General features: G+C 64.3%; 19 protein-coding genes. 6 read left to right on the top strand and 13 right to left on the bottom strand.

The window, feature by feature from the left end; all coding sequences use genetic code 11:
- Positions 1-109: 109 nt before the first annotated feature.
- The gene (locus V0R62_RS04135; RefSeq protein ID WP_050703897.1) at positions 110-496 is read right to left on the bottom strand and encodes a tetratricopeptide repeat protein; all 387 of its coding nucleotides are present in this window, start codon (positions 494-496) and stop codon (positions 110-112) included.
- 181 nt (positions 497-677) lie between these two features.
- Between V0R62_RS04135 and pyk the strand changes: the two genes are divergently transcribed.
- Positions 678-2132, top strand: a complete 1455-nt coding sequence (pyk, locus tag V0R62_RS04130; protein ID WP_050703896.1) for a pyruvate kinase — start codon at positions 678-680, stop codon at positions 2130-2132.
- 91 nt (positions 2133-2223) lie between these two features.
- Here the strand turns inward: pyk and V0R62_RS04125 are convergent, their stop codons facing one another.
- Positions 2224-3144 carry an iron-sulfur-binding ferredoxin reductase gene (locus V0R62_RS04125; protein ID WP_330102870.1) on the bottom strand — a complete coding sequence of 307 codons (921 nt, stop codon included), beginning with the start codon at positions 3142-3144 and terminating at the stop codon, positions 2224-2226.
- 332 nt (positions 3145-3476) lie between these two features.
- Between V0R62_RS04125 and V0R62_RS04120 the strand changes: the two genes are divergently transcribed.
- Complete coding sequence (locus V0R62_RS04120; protein WP_280083034.1) at positions 3477-5000, top strand: fumarate hydratase; 1524 nt, start codon at positions 3477-3479, stop codon at positions 4998-5000.
- 64 nt (positions 5001-5064) lie between these two features.
- Here V0R62_RS04120 and V0R62_RS04115 read toward each other — a convergent pair whose 3' ends face one another.
- From V0R62_RS04115 to V0R62_RS04085, 7 genes are all read right to left on the bottom strand, one after another.
- The gene (locus V0R62_RS04115) at positions 5065-5655 is read right to left on the bottom strand and encodes a GNAT family acetyltransferase (protein WP_330102869.1); all 591 of its coding nucleotides are present in this window, start codon (positions 5653-5655) and stop codon (positions 5065-5067) included.
- Between the two features lie 330 nt (positions 5656-5985).
- Positions 5986-6564, bottom strand: coding sequence for a DJ-1/PfpI family protein (locus tag V0R62_RS04110; protein WP_062572944.1), 579 nt, complete (start codon positions 6562-6564; stop codon positions 5986-5988).
- A 74-nt stretch (positions 6565-6638) separates the two neighbouring features.
- Positions 6639-7796, bottom strand: a complete 1158-nt coding sequence (locus V0R62_RS04105) for a phospholipase D-like domain-containing protein (RefSeq protein WP_330102868.1) — start codon at positions 7794-7796, stop codon at positions 6639-6641.
- Position 7797: 1 nt separating this feature from the next.
- Complete coding sequence (locus V0R62_RS04100; RefSeq protein WP_330102867.1) at positions 7798-8379, bottom strand: YceI family protein; 582 nt, start codon at positions 8377-8379, stop codon at positions 7798-7800.
- 44 nt (positions 8380-8423) lie between these two features.
- Positions 8424-8720: an amidase gene (locus tag V0R62_RS04095; protein ID WP_330102866.1), complete on the bottom strand. Its 297-nt coding sequence runs from the start codon at positions 8718-8720 to the stop codon at positions 8424-8426.
- Positions 8717-9793 (bottom strand): serine hydrolase domain-containing protein, encoded by a 1077-nt coding sequence (locus V0R62_RS04090; RefSeq protein ID WP_330102865.1) that lies wholly within the window; start codon positions 9791-9793, stop codon positions 8717-8719. The genes V0R62_RS04095 and V0R62_RS04090 overlap by 4 nt, the downstream gene beginning before the upstream one ends.
- 64 nt (positions 9794-9857) lie before the next feature.
- Complete coding sequence (locus V0R62_RS04085) at positions 9858-10745, bottom strand: acyl-CoA dehydrogenase middle domain-containing protein (protein ID WP_330102864.1); 888 nt, start codon at positions 10743-10745, stop codon at positions 9858-9860.
- 133 nt (positions 10746-10878) lie between these two features.
- Here V0R62_RS04085 and olsB point away from each other — a divergent pair, with 133 nt between their 5' ends.
- Positions 10879-11634 carry an L-ornithine N(alpha)-acyltransferase gene (gene olsB / locus V0R62_RS04080; protein WP_330102863.1) on the top strand — a complete coding sequence of 252 codons (756 nt, stop codon included), beginning with the start codon at positions 10879-10881 and terminating at the stop codon, positions 11632-11634.
- Complete coding sequence (locus tag V0R62_RS04075) at positions 11634-12416, top strand: lysophospholipid acyltransferase family protein (protein WP_330102862.1); 783 nt, start codon at positions 11634-11636, stop codon at positions 12414-12416. Before olsB ends, V0R62_RS04075 begins: the two co-directional genes overlap by 1 nt.
- Positions 12417-12426: 10 nt before the next feature.
- Here the strand turns inward: V0R62_RS04075 and V0R62_RS04070 are convergent, their stop codons facing one another.
- Positions 12427-13011: an acyl carrier protein phosphodiesterase gene (locus V0R62_RS04070; protein ID WP_330102861.1), complete on the bottom strand. Its 585-nt coding sequence runs from the start codon at positions 13009-13011 to the stop codon at positions 12427-12429.
- A gap of 151 nt (positions 13012-13162) precedes the next feature.
- Here V0R62_RS04070 and V0R62_RS04065 point away from each other — a divergent pair, with 151 nt between their 5' ends.
- Entirely contained in the window at positions 13163-13465 is a 303-nt protein-coding gene (locus tag V0R62_RS04065; RefSeq protein ID WP_084941921.1) for an ArsR/SmtB family transcription factor, read from the top strand.
- Between the two features lie 24 nt (positions 13466-13489).
- Complete coding sequence (locus V0R62_RS04060; RefSeq protein ID WP_330102860.1) at positions 13490-14539, top strand: alkene reductase; 1050 nt, start codon at positions 13490-13492, stop codon at positions 14537-14539.
- A 14-nt stretch (positions 14540-14553) separates the two neighbouring features.
- On the opposite strand, the gene V0R62_RS04055 is transcribed toward V0R62_RS04060, so the two are convergent.
- The 3 genes from V0R62_RS04055 to V0R62_RS04045 form a co-directional block, all read right to left on the bottom strand.
- Complete coding sequence (locus V0R62_RS04055) at positions 14554-16701, bottom strand: autotransporter outer membrane beta-barrel domain-containing protein (protein WP_330102859.1); 2148 nt, start codon at positions 16699-16701, stop codon at positions 14554-14556.
- A 123-nt stretch (positions 16702-16824) separates the two neighbouring features.
- Positions 16825-18963, bottom strand: coding sequence for a hypothetical protein (locus V0R62_RS04050; protein WP_330102858.1), 2139 nt, complete (start codon positions 18961-18963; stop codon positions 16825-16827).
- Between the two features lie 135 nt (positions 18964-19098).
- Entirely contained in the window at positions 19099-21297 is a 2199-nt protein-coding gene (locus V0R62_RS04045) for a hypothetical protein (RefSeq protein WP_330102857.1), read from the bottom strand.
- Positions 21298-21493 lie beyond the last annotated feature (196 nt).

Raw genomic sequence — 21493 nt, 5'->3', positions numbered from 1 at the left:
CCTGTACCCGGGGCCAGGAAGACAAGGTACTGGCGATGATCGTGACAACTCTCTAACAGATTAGCCCAGTCCGACGGACGGACTACATGAAATCATCGACACATTAGGATTAACGCCAAGGTGTAGTGTTCACGGGACTGGCCACCGTCGCCTCGCTGCCGCGCAGGTGCCCGAGCTTTTCCAGCGTCTGCAGACGGGCCTGGGCGCGGTAGGCGTACTCGTTGCGCGGGTACTGCTGGATCAGGTACTGGTAGGTCTGCGCCGCGTCGACGAAGAGCTTCTGCCGCTCCAGGCACTGGCCACGCAGCAGCGACACCTCTGGGTGGATGAACGGACGGGCGCGGCTGGTGCGGTCGACCTGCGACAGCTCCAGCATGACTTTCGCGCAATCGCCACGGTCGTAAGCGCGGTAGGCGTTGTTCAGGTGGTGGTCCATGGACCAGCGGGTGCAGCCGACGACACTGGCCGCCATGGTCAAAACGATCAGGGTGCGCATGGGAATTCTCCTTTGATGGGCAGTGTATCGGCCTTTCACGGCAAATCTTCACCGCCATTTGCAAGCATACCCGCACCGTTCAAACGCAACCCTCCTTCGTGCGTGGGTAGTGCAACGGAACAATGACTACAGCGCAATTGAGGAGTAGCCTTTCGCTGCGCTTCACTATAGGAGTCTGTGCATGACCATCCGCCGTACCAAAATCGTCGCCACCCTTGGCCCCGCCAGCAATTCGCCGGAAGTGATCGAACAGCTGATCCTCGCCGGCCTGGACGTGGCACGCCTGAACTTCTCCCACGGCACCCCGGACGAGCACAAGGCCCGCGCCCGCCTGATCCGTGACATCGCCGCCAAGAACGGCCGCCATGTCGCGCTGCTGGGCGACCTGCAAGGTCCGAAGATCCGCATCGCCAAATTCGCCAACAAGCGCATCGAACTGAAAGTCGGTGACAAGTTCACCTTCTCCACCGCCCACCCGCTGACCGAAGGCAACCAGGACATCGTCGGCATCGATTACCCCGACCTGGTCAAGGACTGCGGCGTCGGTGACGAACTGCTGCTCGACGACGGCCGCGTGGTCATGCGCGTCGAAACCGCCACCGCCGATGCCCTGCACTGCGTGGTGATCATCGGTGGCCCGCTGTCCGACCACAAAGGCATCAACCGCAAAGGTGGCGGCCTGACCGCGCCGGCCCTGACCGAAAAAGACAAGGCCGACATCAAGCTGGCCGCGGAAATGGACCTGGACTACCTGGCCGTGTCGTTCCCGCGTGACGCCAGCGACATGGAATACGCGCGCAAGCTGCGTGACGAAGCCGGCGGCAGCGCCTGGCTGGTGGCCAAGATCGAACGCGCCGAAGCGGTCGCCGACGACGAGACCCTCGACCAGCTGATCCTCGCTTCCGACGCCGTCATGGTTGCCCGTGGCGACCTGGGCGTGGAAATCGGCGACGCCGAGCTGATCGCCATCCAGAAGAAGATCATCCAGCACGCCCGCCGCAACAACAAAGCGGTGATCGTGGCGACCCAGATGATGGAGTCGATGATCCAGAACCCGATGCCGACCCGCGCCGAAGTGTCCGACGTGGCCAACGCCGTGCTCGACAACACCGATGCGGTGATGCTGTCGGCCGAAAGCGCCGCCGGTGCCTACCCGATCGAAGCCGTACAGGCCATGGCCCGTATCTGCTCGGGCGCCGAGAAGCACCCGACCAGCCAGAAGTCCAGCCACCGCCTGCACACCACCTTCGAGCGCTGCGACGAGTCCATCGCCCTGGCGGCCATGTACACCGCCAACCACTTCCCCGGCGTCAAGGCGATCATCGCCCTCACCGAAAGTGGCTACACCCCGCTGATCATGTCGCGCCTGCGTTCGCACGTGCCGATCTTCGCCCTGTCGCCGCACCGCGCCACCCAGGCCCGTGCCAACATGTTCCGCGGCGTCTACCCGATCGCCTTCGACCCGGCCTCGCTGCCGGCCGACAAGGTGAGCCAGGCGGCGGTCGACGAGCTGCTCAAGCGCGGTCTGGTCGAGCAAGGTGACTGGGTGATCCTGACCAAGGGCGACAGCTACCACACCATCGGTGGCACCAACGGCATGAAGATCCTGCATGTCGGTGATCCGCTGGTCGGCTGATCCCTCGGCAGTCCCTATCGCGGGGCAAGCCCGCTCCCACGCCGGTGTCGGCATTGTGGGAGCGGGCTTGCCCCGCGATACTTTTCAGCCCTCAAACATGCTCGGTAAATACGTCCGCAAATATCTGATTACGTGGCACCCCAGCAATGAACAGCCGTCGGGCAAAGCGCTCCACGCTCCCAGGTGACCCGCACACCAGCGCCATGGTCTGACGCGACATCAGCTTCAACCCAGCCAGCGCTTCATCCAGCTGCGCCGCCAACACCCACTCGACCGTCACTCCGTCCAGCGCCTGTAACGACTGCGCCAGATAGTGCCCCTCAGCGGTGTGTGCCATGTGCAGCACCCGAATTTCCCCCTGATGCCCCTGTCGCAACGCCTCACGCAGAATGCCCCATAACGGCGCCAGCCCGGTGCCCGCCGCCAGCAGCCAGAGCGGCCGCGCCTGCCAGTCCGGGTCGTAGTGCAACGCACCGCCCCTGAGTTCACCGAGCCTCAGCACATCCCCCAGGCGAAGCTGCCTTGCCTGGTCGCAGAACGCACCGGGACGGCGGCAGTCCAGGTGAAACTCGAGGAAGTCGTCCTCACCCGGCAGGCTCGCCAACGAGTAGGGGCGCGCAACGCCGCCGCTCCACAGCACCAGGTGCTGTCCGGCCTGGTAGCGCAGCGGCCGCTCCGGTCGCAGCCTCAGGCGCAGCACATCAGCGAACCAGTCCAGGCCGATTACCGTGGCCGGCAGGCCATCGCTTCGGGGGTCGAACAACGCCACCCGCAAGTCGCTGGCGACCGAGCACTGGCAGGCCAGGCGCCAGCCCTGCTCGCGCTTTTCCGCCACCAGCGCCTCGGGTTTCGCGTCGACGGGGATACCGTCCAGGCAACGCACCAGGCAGGCGTGGCAGCTGCCGGCGCGGCAGCTGTAGGGCACACTAAGGCCTGCCTCGTTTAGGGCATCCAGTAGGTTGCTGCCGCCAGGCACTGTCCATTGACGCTCGCCCACGCAAAGTTCGGGCATCCTCGGTTTTTCTCCGCACGCATTGTGGACTCCGGGGGCGCTTCGCACCCCTTTCGCGGCACAAGGCCGCTCCTACAAGGGTACGCGATCTCATGCAGGAATGGCCTTGCGCCGTGAAAACGGCTAAGGCTTTACAGCAAAAAGGATGCCCTTCCCCTGCCGACCTTGGTCCAGACCACGTGCAGGTGTTTCCGAAGGCGCGGCACGGTATACTGCCGCGCCTTTTTGTGCCGGCCCGACCAGCCGGCGCCTTGCCAGGCGTTCCTGACATACCGGTGTGCACTGTCGGAATGCCTTTTCGAATGTTCCCGTCTTTAAGAGGAGCGCGCTGCATGACCGTGATCAAGCAAGACGACCTGATTCAGAGCGTCGCCGACGCCCTGCAATTCATCTCGTACTACCACCCCGTCGACTTCATCCAGGCGATGCACGAAGCCTACCTGCGTGAAGAGTCGCCAGCCGCGCGTGACTCGATCGCCCAGATCCTGATCAACTCGCGCATGTGCGCCACCGGCCACCGCCCGATCTGCCAGGACACCGGTATCGTCACCGTGTTCATTCGCGTCGGCATGGACGTACGCTGGGACGGCGCCACCCTGAGCGTCGACGACATGATCAACGAAGGTGTGCGCCGCGCCTACAATCTGCCCGAGAACGTCCTGCGCGCCTCGATCCTGGCCGACCCGGCCGGTGCCCGCAAGAACACCAAGGACAACACCCCGGCCGTCATCCACTACTCCATCGTCCCCGGCGACAAAGTCGAGGTCGATGTCGCGGCCAAGGGTGGCGGCTCGGAGAACAAGTCGAAGATGGCCATGCTCAACCCGTCCGACTCGATCGTCGACTGGGTGCTGAAGACCGTCCCGACCATGGGCGCCGGCTGGTGCCCGCCTGGCATGCTCGGCATCGGCATCGGCGGCACCGCCGAGAAAGCTGCGGTCATGGCCAAGGAAGTGTTGATGGAGTCCATCGACATCCATGAGCTGAAGGCCCGTGGCCCGCAGAACCGCCTCGAGGAAATCCGCCTGGAGCTGTTCGACAAGGTCAACCAGCTGGGCATCGGCGCCCAGGGCCTGGGCGGCCTGACCACCGTGCTCGACGTCAAGATCATGGACTACCCGACCCACGCCGCCTCGCTGCCGGTGTGCATGATCCCCAACTGCGCCGCCACCCGTCACGCCCACTTCGTGCTGGACGGTTCCGGCCCTGCCGAGCTGGAAGCGCCGTCGCTGGACGCCTACCCGGAAATCGTCTGGGAAGCCGGCCCGAGCGCCCGTCGCGTCAACCTCGACGACATCACCCCGGAAGAAGTCGCCAGCTGGAAGCCGGGCGAGACCATCCTGCTCAACGGCAAGATGCTCACCGGCCGCGACGCCGCGCACAAGCGCATGGTCGAGATGCTCAACCGTGGCGAAGAGCTGCCGGTCGACCTCAAGGGCCGTTTCATCTACTACGTCGGCCCGGTCGACCCGGTCGGTGACGAAGTGGTGGGCCCTGCCGGTCCGACCACCGCAACCCGCATGGACAAGTTCACCCGCCAGATCCTCGAGCAGACCGGCCTGCTGGGCATGATCGGCAAGTCCGAGCGCGGCCCGACCGCCATCGAGGCGATCAAGGACAACAAGGCCGTGTACCTGATGGCCGTCGGCGGCGCTGCCTACCTGGTGGCCCAGGCCATCCGCAAGTCGAAGGTCCTGGCCTTCGCCGAGCTGGGCATGGAAGCGATCTACGAGTTCGACGTGAAGGACATGCCGGTCACCGTCGCGGTGGACAGCAAGGGCGAGTCGGTGCACATCACCGGTCCCGCGCTGTGGCAGAACAAGATCGCCGAGAGCCTGGCGGTGGAAGTGAAGTAAGCCTTCCGCTGTAGCAACGACGGCCCCATCGCGGGGCCGTCGTCGTTTCACAGCCCCCTGAATCTCAAACAGGCAGCGCCTTGAGCCAGAACGACATGATCTTGGCCGACTGAGCCTGCTCATCGAGGTCCCGCCAACGGTAGGCGGTACGCAGCGACGGCTCATGCAGAAAACCTCGGTTGCGCCAGAAACCCTGCAATGGCTTGTAGTCCGCCGGACGCCGCGGATGCCCGGAAGGGCGCTCCACCGCACAGAACGCGCAGCAGTCAAACTCGGCCAGCTTGTGCGCATAGGACTCGCGCTCGATGAAAAAGCGCACGCCGAGCCCCTGTCCACGGTAAGCCGGCAGCAGCACCGACTCGCCGAAGTAGTAGACCGACGCCGGATCGCGCCCCTGGGCGAGAAACGGTTGCTGCAGCTCGGGATCGACATCCACCAGCGGCAGGCCGGTGGCGGCGCCCACCACCTGGCTGCCGTCCAGCGCCAGCACCACCAGGCTGCGTCCGGACTCGGCGTAATTGGCCAGGTAATCGGCCTGGTGGCTCAGGGAACTGTCCAGGAGATAGGGAAACTCGCGAAACAGCGTCAGACGCAAGCGTGCGAGGTCATCGATGTAAGGCGCGATGGCGGCGCCATGGAGCAGACGTATTTCCATGCGGGGCGGTCGTCCTGTCGATGGGCATGACTGAGCTTCACCCTAGCATCCCCCCTACCCCACGGCCTTTCCCCTGCGCGACAGGTATTTCTCCATGACCGCTACCGAATGGCCGGCAACTACACGATCCCTGTAGGAGCGGCCTTGCCGAGGCGTCGGACCGGTCGGAAAGGGCCGCAAGGCGGCCCCGGCGATCTTTGCGTTAAGGCTGAAACCCTGGGGCCGCTTTGCGGCCCTTTCGCGACACAAGGCCGCTCCTACAGAGGGACAGTTTCCTTTGCGACAACGCAGCCCGGCTGGGCGATCTCCTACAAAACTAAACCATGACAATCAGGAGATACGGGTACCCAGCACTTTCAGAAACGCCGCCAGCCAAGCCGGATGCGCAGGCCAGGCCGGCGCGGTAACCAAGTTGCCATCCACGTGAGCCTGGTCCACCGCGATATCGATGAACCGCCCACCCGCCAGCCGTACCTCGGGCGCACAGGCGGGATAGGCGCTGCACTCGCGCCCTTCGAGCACGCCTGCTGCCGCCAGCAACTGGGCCCCATGGCACACCGCCGCAATGGGCTTGCCGGCCTGGTCGAAGGCCTTGACCAGCTCCAGCACCCTGTCGTTCAGGCGCAGGTATTCCGGGGCGCGGCCACCGGGGATCAGCAACGCGTCATAGCTTTCGGCACGCACCTGGACGAAGTCGTAGTTCAGGGCGAAGTTGTGCCCCGGCTTCTCACTGTAGGTCTGCTCGCCCTCGAAATCGTGGATCGCCGTGCGTACCGTCTGCCCGGCAATCTTCTCCGGGCACACGGCATGGACGGTATGGCCGACCATGGCCAGGGCCTGGAATGGCACCATGACCTCGTAGTCCTCGACGTAGTCGCCCACCAGCATGAGAATCTTCTTCGCCGTCATCGCATCCACTCCTTCGGTTGTCTGGGAACAATCCCTGCACGATAGTCCGCTTTGCCCGAGCGCGATATACGCGACTAGTCGCGTCGATCCAACAGGTTGGCCACCACCCGGTCGAGCCAACCCCACAGGCGCTGCTGGATCCGCCGCCACAATGGTCGCGCGTGCCAGCGCGCCAGGTCGACCTCCAGGCTCTGGGCGAAGTCGCGCTCGAAGCTGGCGGCCACCGCGGCGGTCAGCGGTGGGTCGAGGGCCTCGACGTTGGCCTCGAGGTTGAAGCGCAGGTTCCAGTGATCGAAGTTGCACGACCCCACGCTGACCCAGTCATCCACCAGCACCATCTTCAGGTGCAGGAAGCACGGCTGGTACTCGAAGATGCGCACCCCGGCGCGCAGCAGTCGCGGGTAGTAGCGGTGCCCGGCATAACGCACCGCCGGGTGGTCGGTGCGCGGGCCGGTCAGCAGCAGGCGCACATCGATGCCCTTCTGCGCGGCTCGGCGCAGCGAGCGGCGCACGCTGAAGGTCGGCAGGAAGTACGGCGTGGCCAGCCAGATACGCCGCTGCCCGCTGTTCAGGGCGCGGACCAGCGCATGCAGGATGTCCTTGTGCTGGCGGGCGTCGGCGTAGGCCACCCGACCCATGCCCTGGCCCTGAGCCGGGACCTGGGGCAGACGCGGCAGGCCGAAGCCCTCGGGTGGACGCCAGGCGGTGCGGCGCTGGTTGGCGTGCCACTGGCGATCGAACAACAGCTGCCAGTCGGTGACGATCGGCCCCTGCATGCGCACCATCACCTCGTGCCATTCGCTGGCCTCCTCGCCCGGCGTCCAGAATTCATCGGTGACCCCGGTGCCGCCGACCACCGCCAGTCGTTCATCCACCAGCAGCAGCTTGCGATGATCGCGATAGAGGTTGCGCAGGCCCCGGCGCCAGCGCAGGCGGTTGTACCAGCGCAGGTAGACACCCGCCGCCAGCAGACGCTCGCGCAGGGCCGTGGGGAAGGCCAGCGAGCCATAGTCGTCAAACAGGCAGCGCACCCGCACGCCGCGTCGCGCCGCCTGCTCCAGGGCCTCGACCACCGCCTCGGCGCAGGCGCCGCCCTCGACCAGATAAAGCTCCAGGTCAACCTGGAACTCGGCGCGCACGATCGCCAGCAGCATGCGCGGAAAGAACTCGGGGCCGTCGATCAGCAGTTCGAACTGGTTGCCATCCCGCCAGGGGAAGACCGGCCCCGGCATGTCAGCGAGCGGTGAAGATCAGCACCGCGCTCACCGGCACCGAGGGGTTGATCGACTTGAGCCCGGCCAGCTTGCGCAGGCTTTCCAGGCCCGGCAGCAGGCCGAAGTCCGAGGCGCGCAGGATCAGCGGCTCGAGGGTCACCACCTGGAAGCGCCGCTCGTCCAGGCGCGTGGCCAGCAGCAAGGTGTTGTAGCTGCGGGTCTGGCCATGCAGGCTGACGCTGACCGGCAGGCGCAGCTCCAGCTGCGCGCCATTGGCCAGGTCGTTGATCGGACGCAGGTCGATCTGCGCCTGCACCGTGGCCTCGGGGAACTGCTCGAAGGCGAACAGGTTGTCGCGCATGCGCTCGTCGCGCAGCGGGATACCGCTGCTGACGGAGTCCATCTCGATGCTCACTTCGGCCGCGCCCTTGCGGTCGACCTTGCCGTGCAGCACCAGGAAACGGTTGACCTCGGCGATATTGCCGTTCTTGCCGGTGACGAAGGACAGGCGCGAGGACTCGCCGTCCAGGTGCCAGTTGGCGTGAGCGGGCAGGCACAGGGCGAGCAGGAGGGCGGGCAGCAGGTGGGACGGCTTGAACATGTGAAATCCTGTAAATCAAGGCCGTCAACCTTACCCGCACGGTTTCACGGCAGCAAGCGGCAGCCCTCGCGCGCGCCCTGCCAGGCGGCCTGGTTGCGCCGGCCCAGGCCCTCGGCGGTGACCAGGCGCCGGGAGCCGTCCTCCTCCAGCAGGCCCAGGGGCAGGTACTGCTGCACATAGCCTCGGCAGTAGGTTTCAGCAAAGCCCATGACGAAGCGGCACGAGCAGTACTCCTTCGCCGAATAGGCCGAGAGAATGCCCGGGAAGTCCGCCAGCGCCTGGCGCTCATGCCAGGCCCAGGCCAACCCGGCCAGCAACAGCACGAGCACGACCCGCTTCATGCGCCCTCCCCGGCCACGGCGGCCAGCACCCGCTTGAGCAGTTCGTTGTGGCTGAAGCTGGCGTCGCGGTCATCGGCGTAGCGCACGATCACCAGCTTGCGCGAGGGCAGCACATAGAGCGCCTGGCCCCAATGGCCGAGCGCGGCGAAGGTGTCCGTTGGCGCATCCGGCCATGGCGCCGGCTGCCCGGGCAGCGGCTGGTTGAGCCACCAGTGGCCGCCGGGGTTGGCTTCGCCCGGCACTGGCTGGGCGGCGCTGAACAGGGTGCGGTTGAACGCCACCCAATCAGCCGGCAGCAACCGCCCCTCGCGCCAGCGTCCGTTGCGCTGCATCAGCAGGCCGATGCGCGCCAGGTCACGGGCAGTGAGATAAAGATAGGAGGAACCGACATAGGTTCCCGCGCCATCCCGCTCCCAGACCGCGCTGTCGATCCCCAGCGGGGTGAACAGGGCCTGCCAGGGGTAGTCGGCATAGCGCGCGGGGTCGAGCATGCCGCGCAGGCTGGCGGCGAGCAGGTTGCTATCGCCGCTGGAGTAGACGAAATGCGTGCCGGGGGCGCTGGCGGCGGGCATGGCCGCCGTGTAGGCCGCCATGTCGGCGCGGCCGCGGGTATAGAGCATGGCCACCACCGACGACTTCAAGGGCGCGTATTCGTAGTCCTCCTGCCAGGCCAGGCCGCTGGCCCAGTGCAGCAGGTCGGCCAGGCGCAGCCCGGAATGTCGCTGCAGGGCCGGGTAGTAGCGGGCAGCCGGGTCATCGAGCTTGAAGCGCTCCTCGCCGTAGGCCCCCCCCATGACCGTGGCCAGCACGCTCTTGCTCACCGACCAGGTCAGGTGCGGCGTGTCGGCGCGGGTTGGTTCGGTATAGCGCTCATGCACAATGCGACCATCGCGGATGATCAACAGTGCGTCGGTGCGAATGCCTCCGCGTTCGGCAGCGCGCGGCGCGAAGGCGTAGGTGTCGACGGCCTGCCAGTCGATGACGGCGTTATCGACTGGCCACTGCGCTAAGGGCCAGTCTTCGGCCAAGGCCGAGGCAGCGGTCATGGCCAGGGCAAGCATCACTGCCTTCATGGGGAGTCCTACAAAGGGCTGCTGTGCAGCCCAGATTCAAATATTTCCCCAGTTTCTCAGGCTTTCATGACAGTCCGGCGGCACTCCAGGCCTTGGCCAGGCGCTTGTCACGGGCCACGCCGGCCAGCGCCAGCAGACCCTGGTCGCGCTGCCACAATTGCGCCCAGTGCTCCGGCCCTGAGGCCAGCGCCTGGTCGATCTCGCTCCGCAAGGCCTGGAACTGGGCAAACAGGCCACCCAGCAGCACGTGGCAGGCCACGCTGTCCGGACATTGCCGGCTGCCCTCGGCACAGCCGGCCAGCAGCCCGATCAACCGCAGTCGCAGGTCCTGCGGCCAGGCGCATTCCTGGGCCACGCCATGCAGCCAGGCCACCAGCGCGGCGAGCACATAAAGGTCTTCAAGGGAGCGGAAGGGTTTGACGTAGGCGTCCCAGCCATCGCCGGCAAGCAACTCGCACGCAGCCTCCTTGAGCAGCAGCCGACCATGGCCGACTTCGGGCATCAACGGCAGGGTCGGCAAGGCCTCGAGGCTGACACCGGGCTCCCCCGGATAGACCACCGCCAGTTGCAACCGCGGCGCCTCGCCCGGCCCTTCATGGCGCGCCGCCACCAACAGCCATTCAGCGTCCAGCCCGGCGGTGACGAAGTCCTTGCTGCCGGTCAGGCGCAAGCCATCGAGGCGGGTGTGCATGTCCGCCGGGCGCACGCTGCGCCGCTCGGTGGCGCACAACGCCCCTAGGCTGGCGGGCGCGCTGGGCCACAGCACGCGCAGCGCCGCCTGGTAACCGAGCAGGAAGGCCAGGCCCGGCGTGGCCATGGCGCGCCCGCCCAGTACCGCCAGCTCGAACGGCGCAACCGTGCCCAGCCGTTCGAGCACCACCGCGTAGCTTTCTCCCAGGGTCGCCGCCAGCGGGTGGCGCAAGGGGTCGTTGAGTCGTTGCAACCAGGCCATCGCAAGCTCCTTGTGGGGGTGTCACGCAAGCATCACCAAAGATTCACAGGGGTGACACCGGGCGTACCTAGGCTGACTTTGCACAACAAAGCCGACCGGCCGCAACCCTTTGGCTGGCTTATGGAGACTCGCAATGACTCGGATCGCTCGCTCTGGCGACAACAGCACTGAACGCCGTCTGCAAGCCGAACGCCTGGTCGGCGCTGCGGCCCTGCAGGAAGCACAGGCCCTGCGTTTCAGGGTGTTCAGCGCCGAATTCAAGGCCAAGCTCAAGGGCGCCGAACACGGCCTGGACATGGACGACTACGACATCCACTGCCGCCACATCGGCGTGCGCGACCTGGCCACCGGCCAGCTGGTCGCCACCACCCGCCTGCTCGACCACCAGGCCGCCAGCAGCCTGGGCCGCTTCTACAGCGAAGAGGAATTCCGCCTGCACGGCCTGTTGCAGCTGCAGGGCCCGATCCTCGAACTGGGCCGTACCTGCGTCGACCCGGCCTACCGCAACGGCGGCACCATCGCCGTGCTCTGGAGCGAGCTGGCCGAAGTGCTCAACGAAGGCCGCTACAGCTACCTGATGGGTTGCGCCAGCATCCCCATGCAGGACGGTGGCGTGCAGGCCCACGCGATCATGCAGCGCCTGCGTGAACGCTACCTGTGCACCGAGCACCTGCGCGCCGAACCGAAGAACCCGCTGCCCAGCCTGCCGCTGCCAAACAACGTCATCGCCGAGATGCCGCCGCTGCTCAAGGCCTATATGCGCCTGGGCGCGAAGATCTGCGGCGAGCCTTGCTGGGACGAGGATTTCCAGGTCGCCGACGTGTTCATCCTGCTCAAGCGCGACGACCTCTGCCCGCGCTACGCCCGTCACTTCAAGGCGGCGGTCTGATGCCGCGCCTGCGGGCCACTGCCCGCCTGCTGCGGCTGCTCCTGGTACTGGCCCTGGGGCTGGCAATGGCCAGCATCATCGCCCTTGGCGAACGCCTGGGCCTTAAGACCTCCATCGAACGCCGCCAGCGCTGGACACGCCTGTTCATGGGCCGCCTGGTGGCCGCCCTGCCCTTCGACGTCAAGGTCAGGGGTGAACTGCCACAACGGCCGATGCTCTGGGTTTGCAACCATGTGTCGTGGACCGACATCCCGCTGCTCGGCATGCTCACGCCGCTGTCGTTCCTGTCCAAGGCCGAGGTGCGGCACTGGCCGGTGGCCGGCTGGCTGGCCGAGAAGGCCGGGACCCTGTTCATCCGCCGTGGCGGTGGCGATGCCCAGCGCCTGCGCCAACAGATCAGAGAACAGCTAGGCGAGCAACGTCCCCTGCTGATATTCCCCGAAGGCACCACCACCGACGGTCGCACCCTGCGCACCTTCCATGGCCGCCTGCTGGCCGGGGCCATCGACCAGGGCACGCCGCTGCAGCCGGTGGCGATCCAGTATCTGCGCGCGGGCCAACCCGATCCGATTGCGCCATTCATTGGCGAGGACGACCTGGTATCCCATCTGATGCGGCTGTTCGGGCAAGACCGAGGTGAAGTGGTGATCCAGCTGCTGCCTCCGATCGGCAGTGAAGGCCAGGAGCGCGCGGCGCTGGCGTTTCAGGCGCAGCAGGCGGTGCGTCTGGCGTTGTTCGGCATCGAGGATGTCGAGCCGCGCCGCCAGGCCAAGGCAGCTTGAACAGTTGACGTCAGCTGGACCGGCCTCGTCGCGCTGCCGCAAATGCCTGCAACTGCGGATAGAACTCGCGGAAGTCTGCCAGCAGTAGCTCGTACAGGCGCTCCAGCTCTTCCATCACCCCGTCCATCCCTTCGGGCCGCGACAAGCGCCGGGCAATACCGCCAAACACCTGCTCCAGGGTGGCGAAGTCGCCATAAGCTCCCAGCCAGTCATCCGCCGCCATGAACGGCGCGATCCGCGCCAGCCGGCCCGGCAGCTGCGGCTCGGCCAGCAGCACCTTGTAGAAGTCGCCGGTGAACTGCGCCAGTGGCTGCTCAGCGTACTCCCCCCAGTGCCTGGCCAGGCAATGATCGAAGAACACATCCAGCACGATCCCGGCGAAGCGTCGACGCTCGCGCGGGAAACGCGCCAGCGCCGCCAGCACCAGCGGGTGGCTGTCGGTGTAGCTGTCGATATGCCGGTGCAGCCGGATCGAAGCCTCCAGCGCCGGCGGAAAACGTCCCTCCAGCGTGCCTTTGACGAAGTCGCCATACAGGCTGCCGAGCAGTTGTTGCGGCGCCGGGCCGCCCAGGTGAAGGTGCGCGAGGTAGTTCATGGCGCCAGTCTAGCACCGCCGGCGCCTGTATCGTCATGAGCCGATATAGCCAATGACGCGCGCCTCAGAACCCTTTCATATTTGTATATCGCGATGCAGCGATTTATATTTCGCCCCATCGCGATATACCGCTGTACACCACGAGCCAACCATGCCCCTCGATCTCGACGAAATCATAAAAGCCCTGGCCCACCCGGTCCGGCGAGACATCCTCAACTGGCTGAAAGATCCGGCCGCGCAGTTCCCCGACCAGCACCACAGCACCGAGCACGGTGTGTGTGCCGGGCAGATCGATCAACGCTGCGGCCTGTCGCAGTCGACCGTCTCCGCCCACCTGGCCACCCTGCAGCGCGCCGGCCTGATCAGCAGCCAGAAGATCGGCCAGTGGCATTTCTTCAAACGCAACGAGGCGACCATCAAGGCGTTCCTCGAGCAAATGAGCCAAGAGCTCTGACCTGATCCACGCGAGGCTTCGCACATGACTACGCTATTCGACCCGATCACCCTGGGCGACCTGGAACTGCCCAACCGCATCATCATGGCCCCGCTGACCCGTTGCCGCGCCGACGAAGGCCGCGTGCCCAACGCGCTGATGGCCGAGTACTACGTGCAGCGCGCCAGCGCCGGCCTGATCCTCAGCGAGGCAACCTCGGTCACGCCGATGGGCGTCGGTTATCCGGATACCCCCGGGATCTGGAACGACCAGCAGGTGCGCGGCTGGCACAACGTGACCAAGGCCATCCACGGCGCCGGCGGGCGGATATTCCTGCAGCTGTGGCATGTCGGGCGCATCTCCCACCCGTCCTACCTGAACGGCGAGCTGCCGGTGGCTCCCAGCGCGATCCAGCCCAAGGGCCATGTCAGCCTGGTGCGCCCTCAGAGCGACTACCCGACCCCACGGGCCCTGGAAAGCGAAGAGATCGCCGATATCGTCGAGGCCTACCGCAGCGGCGCCGAAAACGCCAAGGCCGCCGGCTTCGACGGCGTGGAGATCCACGGCGCCAACGGCTACCTGCTCGACCAGTTCCTGCAGAGCAGCACCAACCAGCGCACCGACCGCTATGGCGGCTCATTGGAGAACCGCGCACGGTTGCTGCTGGAAGTCACCGACGCCGCCATCGAGGTGTGGGGCCCGGGCCGGGTGGGCGTGCACCTGGCGCCACGGGCCGATGCCCACGACATGGGCGACGCCGACCGTGCCGAGACCTTCACCTACGTGGCACGGGAGCTGGGCAAGCGTGGCATCGCCTTCATCTGCTCGCGGGAGAAGGAAACCGACGACAGCATCGGCCCGCTGATCAAGGCGGCGTTCGGCGGCCCCTACATCGTCAACGAGCGCTTCGACAAGGCCAGCGCCAACGCGGCCCTGGCCAGCGGCAAGGCCGATGCGGTGGCCTTCGGCATCCCGTTCATCGCCAACCCCGACCTGCCCGCACGCCTGGCCGCCGATGCGCCGCTCAATGCGCCGCGTCCGGAGACCTTCTATGCCAGGGGGCCGGTGGGGTATATCGATTATCCGCGGATGTAGGCTGTTGCAAGCGATCAGAAGTTGTAACGCAAGCCCAGGTTGACCCCGTACGGCTGCTCGATGTGCTCGCCATTGCTGTACTGGAACTCGCCATGCAGTTGCAGCACCTCGGACACCTGCGCCACCAGGCCCACGGCCAACTCGCCACGGGTACCGGACAGGTCGTTGGTAAAGTGGTTGTCGTTGATCTTCACCTTGTTGCTACTGATGAACTCATGGGCCGCCGCGACTTTCAGATAGGGCTGCAGGATGGCGCCGTTGTCCAGCGCCAGGCTGCGCCCTACCTGGGCACCGACCTTGCCGAGCACCGAGTTGGCGCCATCGCTCTGGGCGCGCATGCCATTGTCCAGCGTGTAGCTGTCATCATCGACCCACAGCGTGGACAGCTGGGTGAACGGCTCCACATACCAGCCATCCTCCAGCTTGAAGTGCCGGCCCCCCTCCACCGAGGCCCCCAGGCCATCGTTGTGGTACTCGCCCTTGGTGCGCTGGCCATCGCTCATCACCACATCGTTGCGGTTACGCAAGCGGTTGTACTTGAGCACCGCGTCGATGTAATAGCCGCTGTCGGCCATCCAACTGCTGTAAGCGCCGACGTAGTAGCTCTTGACCTTGCCTGACGAACCGAGGCTGAAGTCCAGGTCGGACTCGCTGTAACCGCCCATCACCCCGAGTAGCCAGTGGCCATCGTAGCCGGGCAACGCGCCGTCGGCACCAAAACTCACCCCATTCTGGTCCTGCTGATAGGCCACGGCATTGCCGGCCGACAGGTTGTAGCGATTGCCATAGCTGCGCATCCACAAGCCTTGCCCTTGCCCCAGGCGTAACTCACCCATGCGGCTGCGCAACGACGACAGCTCGCCATACCAGACGGTCGGCGCGGCACTGAACATGCCCAGCACCGCGCGGGCGCCCGGCGTCACGATCGGCTTGCCGTCGTCGTCGAGTTTCTGCACCAGATACCAGTTGTCCTCGCCTTCGCCCTTTTCCAGGGTGTAGGTGAAGGTACCGAAATCGATAGCGTGCAGCAGGCCGAAGGTCGCATCGCCACCGCCGGTCTCGACGACACGGTGCGGAGCCTGCCCCTCGATCGGGTCGGCGCCAGTACTGGCGATGCTCAGTTGATGATCGCCTGCGGCTGCGCCGGTGACCTTGAGCAGGTCACCAGTGCCATTGGCCAGGTCGACATCCATCACGAACACGCCGGAGCCGCTGAGGCTGTCGACTGTCAGGGTCTTGAAGCCCGCAACAGTATCCCTGTCAGTGAAATCGACCCTGCCATTGTCGAGCGTCAGGTCGCCGACCTCGCCATCCTGCGTCAGGATCCAGCGACCACCGCTGTTCAGATCCAGGCTCTGCACATTGACCAGGTTGCCCCGCAACGAGGCATTGTTCTGCAACAGCAGATTGGCGGTGCTGCCGGCTTCGACCACCACGTCGCCCTTCAGTTGGCTGTCGTCGACGGTGAAGTCGGCAGTCATGCCTCCGACAACCTCGAGGATAGTGCCGTTACCGCCGATCAACTGGCTGCCGTTGGCCACCAGGATGGTTGCCGTGCCCTTCGACCCGCCGCTACCCGCACTCACCAGAAGGGCACTCCGGGTTTTCCCCTCGACGATCGCTCCATCCAAGGTCACCTGCGAACCGCCACCGCCATTGGCCACCGACTCCTGACGCAGTTGCAGGCCATTGGTCTCGCCAGTGATCCTGACACCACCGGAGGCATTGAGGGTGGAGCCGGTGACGAAAGCGCCCGCCCGGGTATGGCCTGTGAGGCTACCGCCCACGATGTCGAGGCGCCCCCCTTGGGAAAGCGACGCGCCTGTCTGGCCGGTAATCGAACTACCCTCAGCGCTCAGGGTCGAGTTGCCGAGGCTCGAAACCCCGAACCCCGCGCCCAGGCTGGTCACGGTCGCCCCTTTGAGCGTGGCGTGGGTGCCATCCTCCACGATTATGCCTGTCTGATTCCCCAGAGCATTCACTTGACCGCCATCGACCACGACTGTCGAACCACTGCGAGCGATGATTCCGTAGGTGCTGCCACCTGCGGTGACCTCCAGGCTCGAACCATTTCTCAGCTCGTAATTGTCCGCCACCGGGGTACTGACCGTCTCGCTCTCGTTATCCAGCACCTTGGCCTCGGCCAGATCGGTACCGGACAAGGCGGCAACCATGCCCAGCGCAACACTCAAAGGGACACTAGAAATCGGGGGTTTCACATTGCTCTCCTACTCGTCGTCATCAACTTGAACGCTGCTCGGGTACCTCGGCACCGAGAAAACAGGTCACAGTCTCGACAGAAAGCTCGAAATCTTATGTAGGAATTTTCCGTAGATGCCTCGGATAACACTGCCAAATGAGCGTTGCCGGTAAGCTCTGGGCTCGAAGCGCAATACAGGAGAGAACTGCCTCCGCCCCCCCTCTCCCAAGATGGAGTAATTGGTGTAAACCGTTTTGCCCTTGTCCTGTTCAATCCAGCCCTGGTCGAGAAGCACAAGGCGATATTGACCGTCCGGGTACACGGTCCGACTGTCTTCGCGCAATTCACCCTGATCGACCTGCCAGTAAATCTCGACGACATCCCCGGCCTCGATACCGTCGTAACGGAGCGAGAACTTCGGCTCCTCCCCGCCAAACGACATGTAGACTGGCGCCTGCATCTCCAGCTGTTGAGGCAGGACTGTCAGTTCGAGAACATCCGACGTTTCCTCCTCCTCACGCTTGACGATGTAGCTGATGGACACTGTCTTGCCGATCGCATCCATCAGTACCGCCCGGGGTATTTCGAACACCAGGTCGTCCGCCGTCGATACCTGCAGCCAAGGCGATTGATAGGTGAACGTGCCCATCCAAAGGACCGCGACCTCGTCCCCAGTCATATCGGGGTACTTGGCCACGGTGACTTTCACATGGGTGGCGTCGATGAAGTCACGCTGGAAGTCCAACTGGTCGAGATCGTCACCAAAGGCCTTTTCGACCTCGGGCCGACGCAGAAGGTTAGGTATGCGCCAGTCCCTGGATGGCGACGGGGAGGCAGCTCCGCCCACGGAGATCACGGTATAGGACAATTCGAGCGTCCCGCCCCGCAGCGCCAGCACATGATCCTTGTCGACCAGGTGCTCGACATCCGCCAGCGCCTTGACCTCGATATCCCATTCATCGTCACTGGCATCCCCTCCGCCAGTGGTCCCCTTCCACTTCAGCAGTACCCGGTCCCCCAACGCCATGTGCTCATAGGCGGCAATGCGTACCGTGACACCCTCCTCCGGCAGCGCCTCAGGGTCCAGCCAGGATCCATCCACTCCATCCAGGCTGGGGGCCTCGAGCTCAAGGGTGCCAATGATGGAAATCGTAACGGGTTTCGAGTGACGCCTTGGCGTGCTGGCCAGTCGATAGACCAGCGTGGCACTGCCCTGCAGTACAGCGGCGGCATGGACGTTTTCCAACTCGAACCTGACCCCCTTCTCGAGGTCGATCGGTTCCAGATCATGGCGCTTGACGACGGGCAGCAACTCATCACCGTTGGCGGCCATGCCTGTCCACAGCAAAAACAGCGAGGTTTCGGGCTGCCAGCTGTCGTCGGGATCGATAACGACGCCGACCACCCCACCCTCCAGGGCATTGAAGTCCAGTTCATTGTCGTCATTGACGCCCTCCACCCGGGGAGGATCCAGAAACGGCGTGAGCTGCAGTTTGAGGGTGTTGTGGGGCAAAGACACTTCGGAGACGTTGCCTGCCCTGTCCGTCACCTGGTAGGTAAACGTGATCCGTACCCCTTCAAACAGTTTTTGCAACGCGTCCAGGCGCAGGTCCACGGGGGTGGACTCACTGGCACTGGCGACCGTGGTTTGGCCAGCGCTCGCCGTTACCACGCCGTCCGTCACGGTCACCTCGATCCGGTCACCGAGCTGCTTGCCGTCGTAACCGCTGACCTCCACCTGCAGCACGCCTTCAGTGAAGTCGGATTCGAGGATATGCCCCCTCTCCTCCAGCGCCTCGGGGAAAACCAGCCTGCCCAGCGCCCCAGGTGCCCCTCCCGGTGCCTGCTTGTCGATGCGAACCCACCGGCGCGGCCCCTGTTCCCATAGGTCGCTGAATTCCGGTTTTACATCGTAGCCCAGGCTGAACCGAGCCTCCTCGCCATCTCCCACCGCCCCCCAACTGCTGGCGGGTAGATACAACAGGAACCTGTGATCGGGGTTATCGGCTTCCTTCTCCGAGACTTCATGAAAAGCACCCGGCGTAGCGTCAAGACGCTCGGTCCCCCAAGTCAAGGCAATCGTGTCGTAGGGGAGAATGCCCGACCATGCGGGGACACTGACCTCAAGCGTATCGGCTTGCCTGTCGACAGGAAGCAACTCCGGCACCTCGTCATAACCATCATCCAGCAAGGCGCAGACATCGAAATCCTTCAGACCTGACATTTGCTTACTCTCTCTGGCTTTGCATCAGTGATGCGCGCGTTCACATTCCTGGCGCATCAGGTTTGCCCCGATAACCGCCTGCCACCCTCACGCATTGGCAACACGCGCCCGGGCGACAGGCGATCAACCAGAACGTCAAGGCACCAGGCAGGAGGGTTCGCTAGGCAACTTCACGGCCACCGGGACACGAATGTGGCCGGACCTTTTTTCGCCGTGCTTGTTCGTCGCCGTGTACTCGACCGTCGCAGCACCAGTGCAGACGATGAAGGCCCACCGTCGCTCGATCGACAGCTCGACAAAACCGAAGCCAGGGTCGTTCGGGTCCCCAGGATCACGGGCCTCGAGGTGATGCTCTTCGATCCTGATGAGTGGCAAGTCCCATTGCGCTTCAGGAATCGGGTTTCCTGGCGGCGGCCGCTGACGATCGTCGGCGGCGAGATGGACCACCAACTGGTCGTTCTTCTGGGCATTGCTGTAGAGCCAGATGCGTACTGGCAGGTCACGCGCCGCAAGATCCTTGTCAATCGCCCCGTACTGGTTCAGATCGGTGAACTTGAGCGGGGTCAGATCAACGCCCTCACCCGGCAGGTCCAACCCACGCACGACCTTGACCGATTCGGGTGGCGAAAGCGCTGTGTTTTCCTCACCGGCGGCATCAGGTGTCGGCGGGACGGTTGGTCGCCATGCGGAAAGAACCAGCCGGATGACCTCGGACAGGATCGACGCCTTGGCGCCGAGCACCGACGCAAGGTCGTAGGTTCTTGCTCCCCAGACCAACTGGAGCTTGTCGTTGTCCCTGGCGCCATCGCCAACCGCCCGGGTGACGGTGTAGGCCATTTGCACATCGCCGCTGGGTTCGCTTGCCAGCCAGGCGGGAAGCACCTTGCGGGTGATAGGGGCCGCGGCCGTCGCTTCGACATTGGACACGGGATCAAGATCGAAAAATCTTGTCCCCCATACCAGCTGCAGCTTGTCGCCTTCGGCCAGCACATCAGTGCCATCGGCTGCCTTCCAGGGGATGGTCAAGATTGCACCGGTCGCCACATCCTCAGGTGTCAGAATGTTGGCCTGGCCCGATACATCACCGATGATCTGCGCCTTCACCAGGTTACCGTGCCACGGGAGCCCTGGATCAGGGTCGGGCCCACCCGGCAAGCGCAGATCGACCTTGACCGTCGCGCTGCCAGCCGATGTACCAATCTTGCTACCGCTACGCCACAACTCGTAGCTGACCGATACATCTCCTTGCGCCGGCCCCTGACTGGTGAGCGGATAAAGCAGCATGATCTCCATCAGTGGATCCGGAGGTGTTGGCACCACGTCCACTTCATGCTCTTCAGACCGCTGCGCGCCCCACAGCACGACAATTTTGTCGCCAAGGCGGACACCGGTGACGGGAGGAATTACGACTTTGATGCCGGCACGGGCATCTTCGTCGAGCACCAAAGGATCCGTAGTCTGATCGAATCCCGGCACCTTGGGTGTATCCAAGACAGGAGGAATATCCCGTAACAGCAAGGAGAGAGAATTGTGGGGCACGGAAACGATCGAAACGTTGTCGGCTCGGTCGGTAGACTGATAAGTAAAGGTGATCGGCGTTTCGTCCGCCAGCGCCTGCAGTTTGGCCAGAGGCAGCAACAGGGGGGTCGGGTCCCTGCTGCTGAGCACTTCGAACGGGCCCGCCGTTTCCGTAGTGGTGCCATCGCTCATGGTCACCACGATCTTGTCACCACGCTCCTGCGCGACGTAACCCTTGGCCTCGATTCTTAGTTCGTCGCTCGCATTGAAATCTGTGACCAGGATACGCCCCCTGACCTCAATCTCGGTTGGGAACTCAAGCTTGGCCATGGTGCCCGGGTTACCGCCTGGGGGAAGTTTGTCGACACGAATTCTGCGTGTGGCGCTGTAGTCCCAGTTGTTCCCGAACCCCTGCCTTACGGCAAACCCCAGCTCGAACGTTTGATCGGTACCTTCTTCAACCTGATCCAGATATCTCACTGGCACTTCGAGCGGACATTCGAAGTCGGGGTTCAATACATCATCAAGCTCCACCTCGTAGGAAACACCATCCGCATCAAGCAGGTTGATTCCATTCCAGATCAGTGTGATGACGAAATATTCTTCGATCTCATCCCACCAAGGCACCCTCGTTTGCAAAGGCTGTCCAGAATTTGCCACCAACTCAGGAGGCGTGTCGTATCCATCGTCGACCAAGCCGTCAACAATCAATTCATTGAACCCATGGACACCACCCTGAGGTGAAATCACGACGGAACGCTTACCTGCCGACCGGCGTAGTTGACCGCCCTGCGGAGGGGAAACAGGTGTGTTCATGACACGCTCCCAAACTGGTTTACTTGCATGAATAAACGGATCCGGACAGACGTACACCCTGATCCTGAGCAGGCAATGGCTCGCACTGTTGGGCATTAGAATTAACAAACTCGAGCAATTACGACACCTGACAAAAATGCTAGGTGGCCACGCGCACGGAGCTTGTCAAAAACGGATGTCGCTGGTTTGCAGAGGA

This window comes from Pseudomonas carassii, assembly GCF_036324045.1.
Classification (GTDB): domain Bacteria; phylum Pseudomonadota; class Gammaproteobacteria; order Pseudomonadales; family Pseudomonadaceae; genus Aquipseudomonas; species Aquipseudomonas peradeniyensis.
Note: the sequence above shows the minus strand (reverse complement) of the source record. Positions and strands in the feature narration are given on the sequence as shown.

Excerpts from the sequence above, each read along its gene's own strand:
- V0R62_RS04135 (WP_050703897.1), bottom strand. The coding sequence starts at position 496 with ATGCGCACCCTGATCGTTTTGACCATGGCGGCCAGTGTCGTCGGCTGC.
- pyk (WP_050703896.1), top strand. The coding sequence starts at position 678 with ATGACCATCCGCCGTACCAAAATCGTCGCCACCCTTGGCCCCGCCAGC.
- V0R62_RS04125 (WP_330102870.1), bottom strand. The coding sequence starts at position 3,144 with ATGCCCGAACTTTGCGTGGGCGAGCGTCAATGGACAGTGCCTGGCGGC.
- V0R62_RS04120 (WP_280083034.1), top strand. The coding sequence starts at position 3,477 with ATGACCGTGATCAAGCAAGACGACCTGATTCAGAGCGTCGCCGACGCC.
- V0R62_RS04115 (WP_330102869.1), bottom strand. The coding sequence starts at position 5,655 with ATGGAAATACGTCTGCTCCATGGCGCCGCCATCGCGCCTTACATCGAT.
- V0R62_RS04110 (WP_062572944.1), bottom strand. The coding sequence starts at position 6,564 with ATGACGGCGAAGAAGATTCTCATGCTGGTGGGCGACTACGTCGAGGAC.
- V0R62_RS04105 (WP_330102868.1), bottom strand. The coding sequence starts at position 7,796 with ATGCCGGGGCCGGTCTTCCCCTGGCGGGATGGCAACCAGTTCGAACTG.
- V0R62_RS04100 (WP_330102867.1), bottom strand. The coding sequence starts at position 8,379 with ATGTTCAAGCCGTCCCACCTGCTGCCCGCCCTCCTGCTCGCCCTGTGC.
- V0R62_RS04095 (WP_330102866.1), bottom strand. The coding sequence starts at position 8,720 with ATGAAGCGGGTCGTGCTCGTGCTGTTGCTGGCCGGGTTGGCCTGGGCC.
- V0R62_RS04090 (WP_330102865.1), bottom strand. The coding sequence starts at position 9,793 with ATGAAGGCAGTGATGCTTGCCCTGGCCATGACCGCTGCCTCGGCCTTG.
- V0R62_RS04085 (WP_330102864.1), bottom strand. The coding sequence starts at position 10,745 with ATGGCCTGGTTGCAACGACTCAACGACCCCTTGCGCCACCCGCTGGCG.
- olsB (WP_330102863.1), top strand. The coding sequence starts at position 10,879 with ATGACTCGGATCGCTCGCTCTGGCGACAACAGCACTGAACGCCGTCTG.
- V0R62_RS04075 (WP_330102862.1), top strand. The coding sequence starts at position 11,634 with ATGCCGCGCCTGCGGGCCACTGCCCGCCTGCTGCGGCTGCTCCTGGTA.
- V0R62_RS04070 (WP_330102861.1), bottom strand. The coding sequence starts at position 13,011 with ATGAACTACCTCGCGCACCTTCACCTGGGCGGCCCGGCGCCGCAACAA.
- V0R62_RS04065 (WP_084941921.1), top strand. The coding sequence starts at position 13,163 with ATGCCCCTCGATCTCGACGAAATCATAAAAGCCCTGGCCCACCCGGTC.
- V0R62_RS04060 (WP_330102860.1), top strand. The coding sequence starts at position 13,490 with ATGACTACGCTATTCGACCCGATCACCCTGGGCGACCTGGAACTGCCC.
- V0R62_RS04050 (WP_330102858.1), bottom strand. The coding sequence starts at position 18,963 with ATGTCAGGTCTGAAGGATTTCGATGTCTGCGCCTTGCTGGATGATGGT.
- V0R62_RS04045 (WP_330102857.1), bottom strand. The coding sequence starts at position 21,297 with ATGAACACACCTGTTTCCCCTCCGCAGGGCGGTCAACTACGCCGGTCG.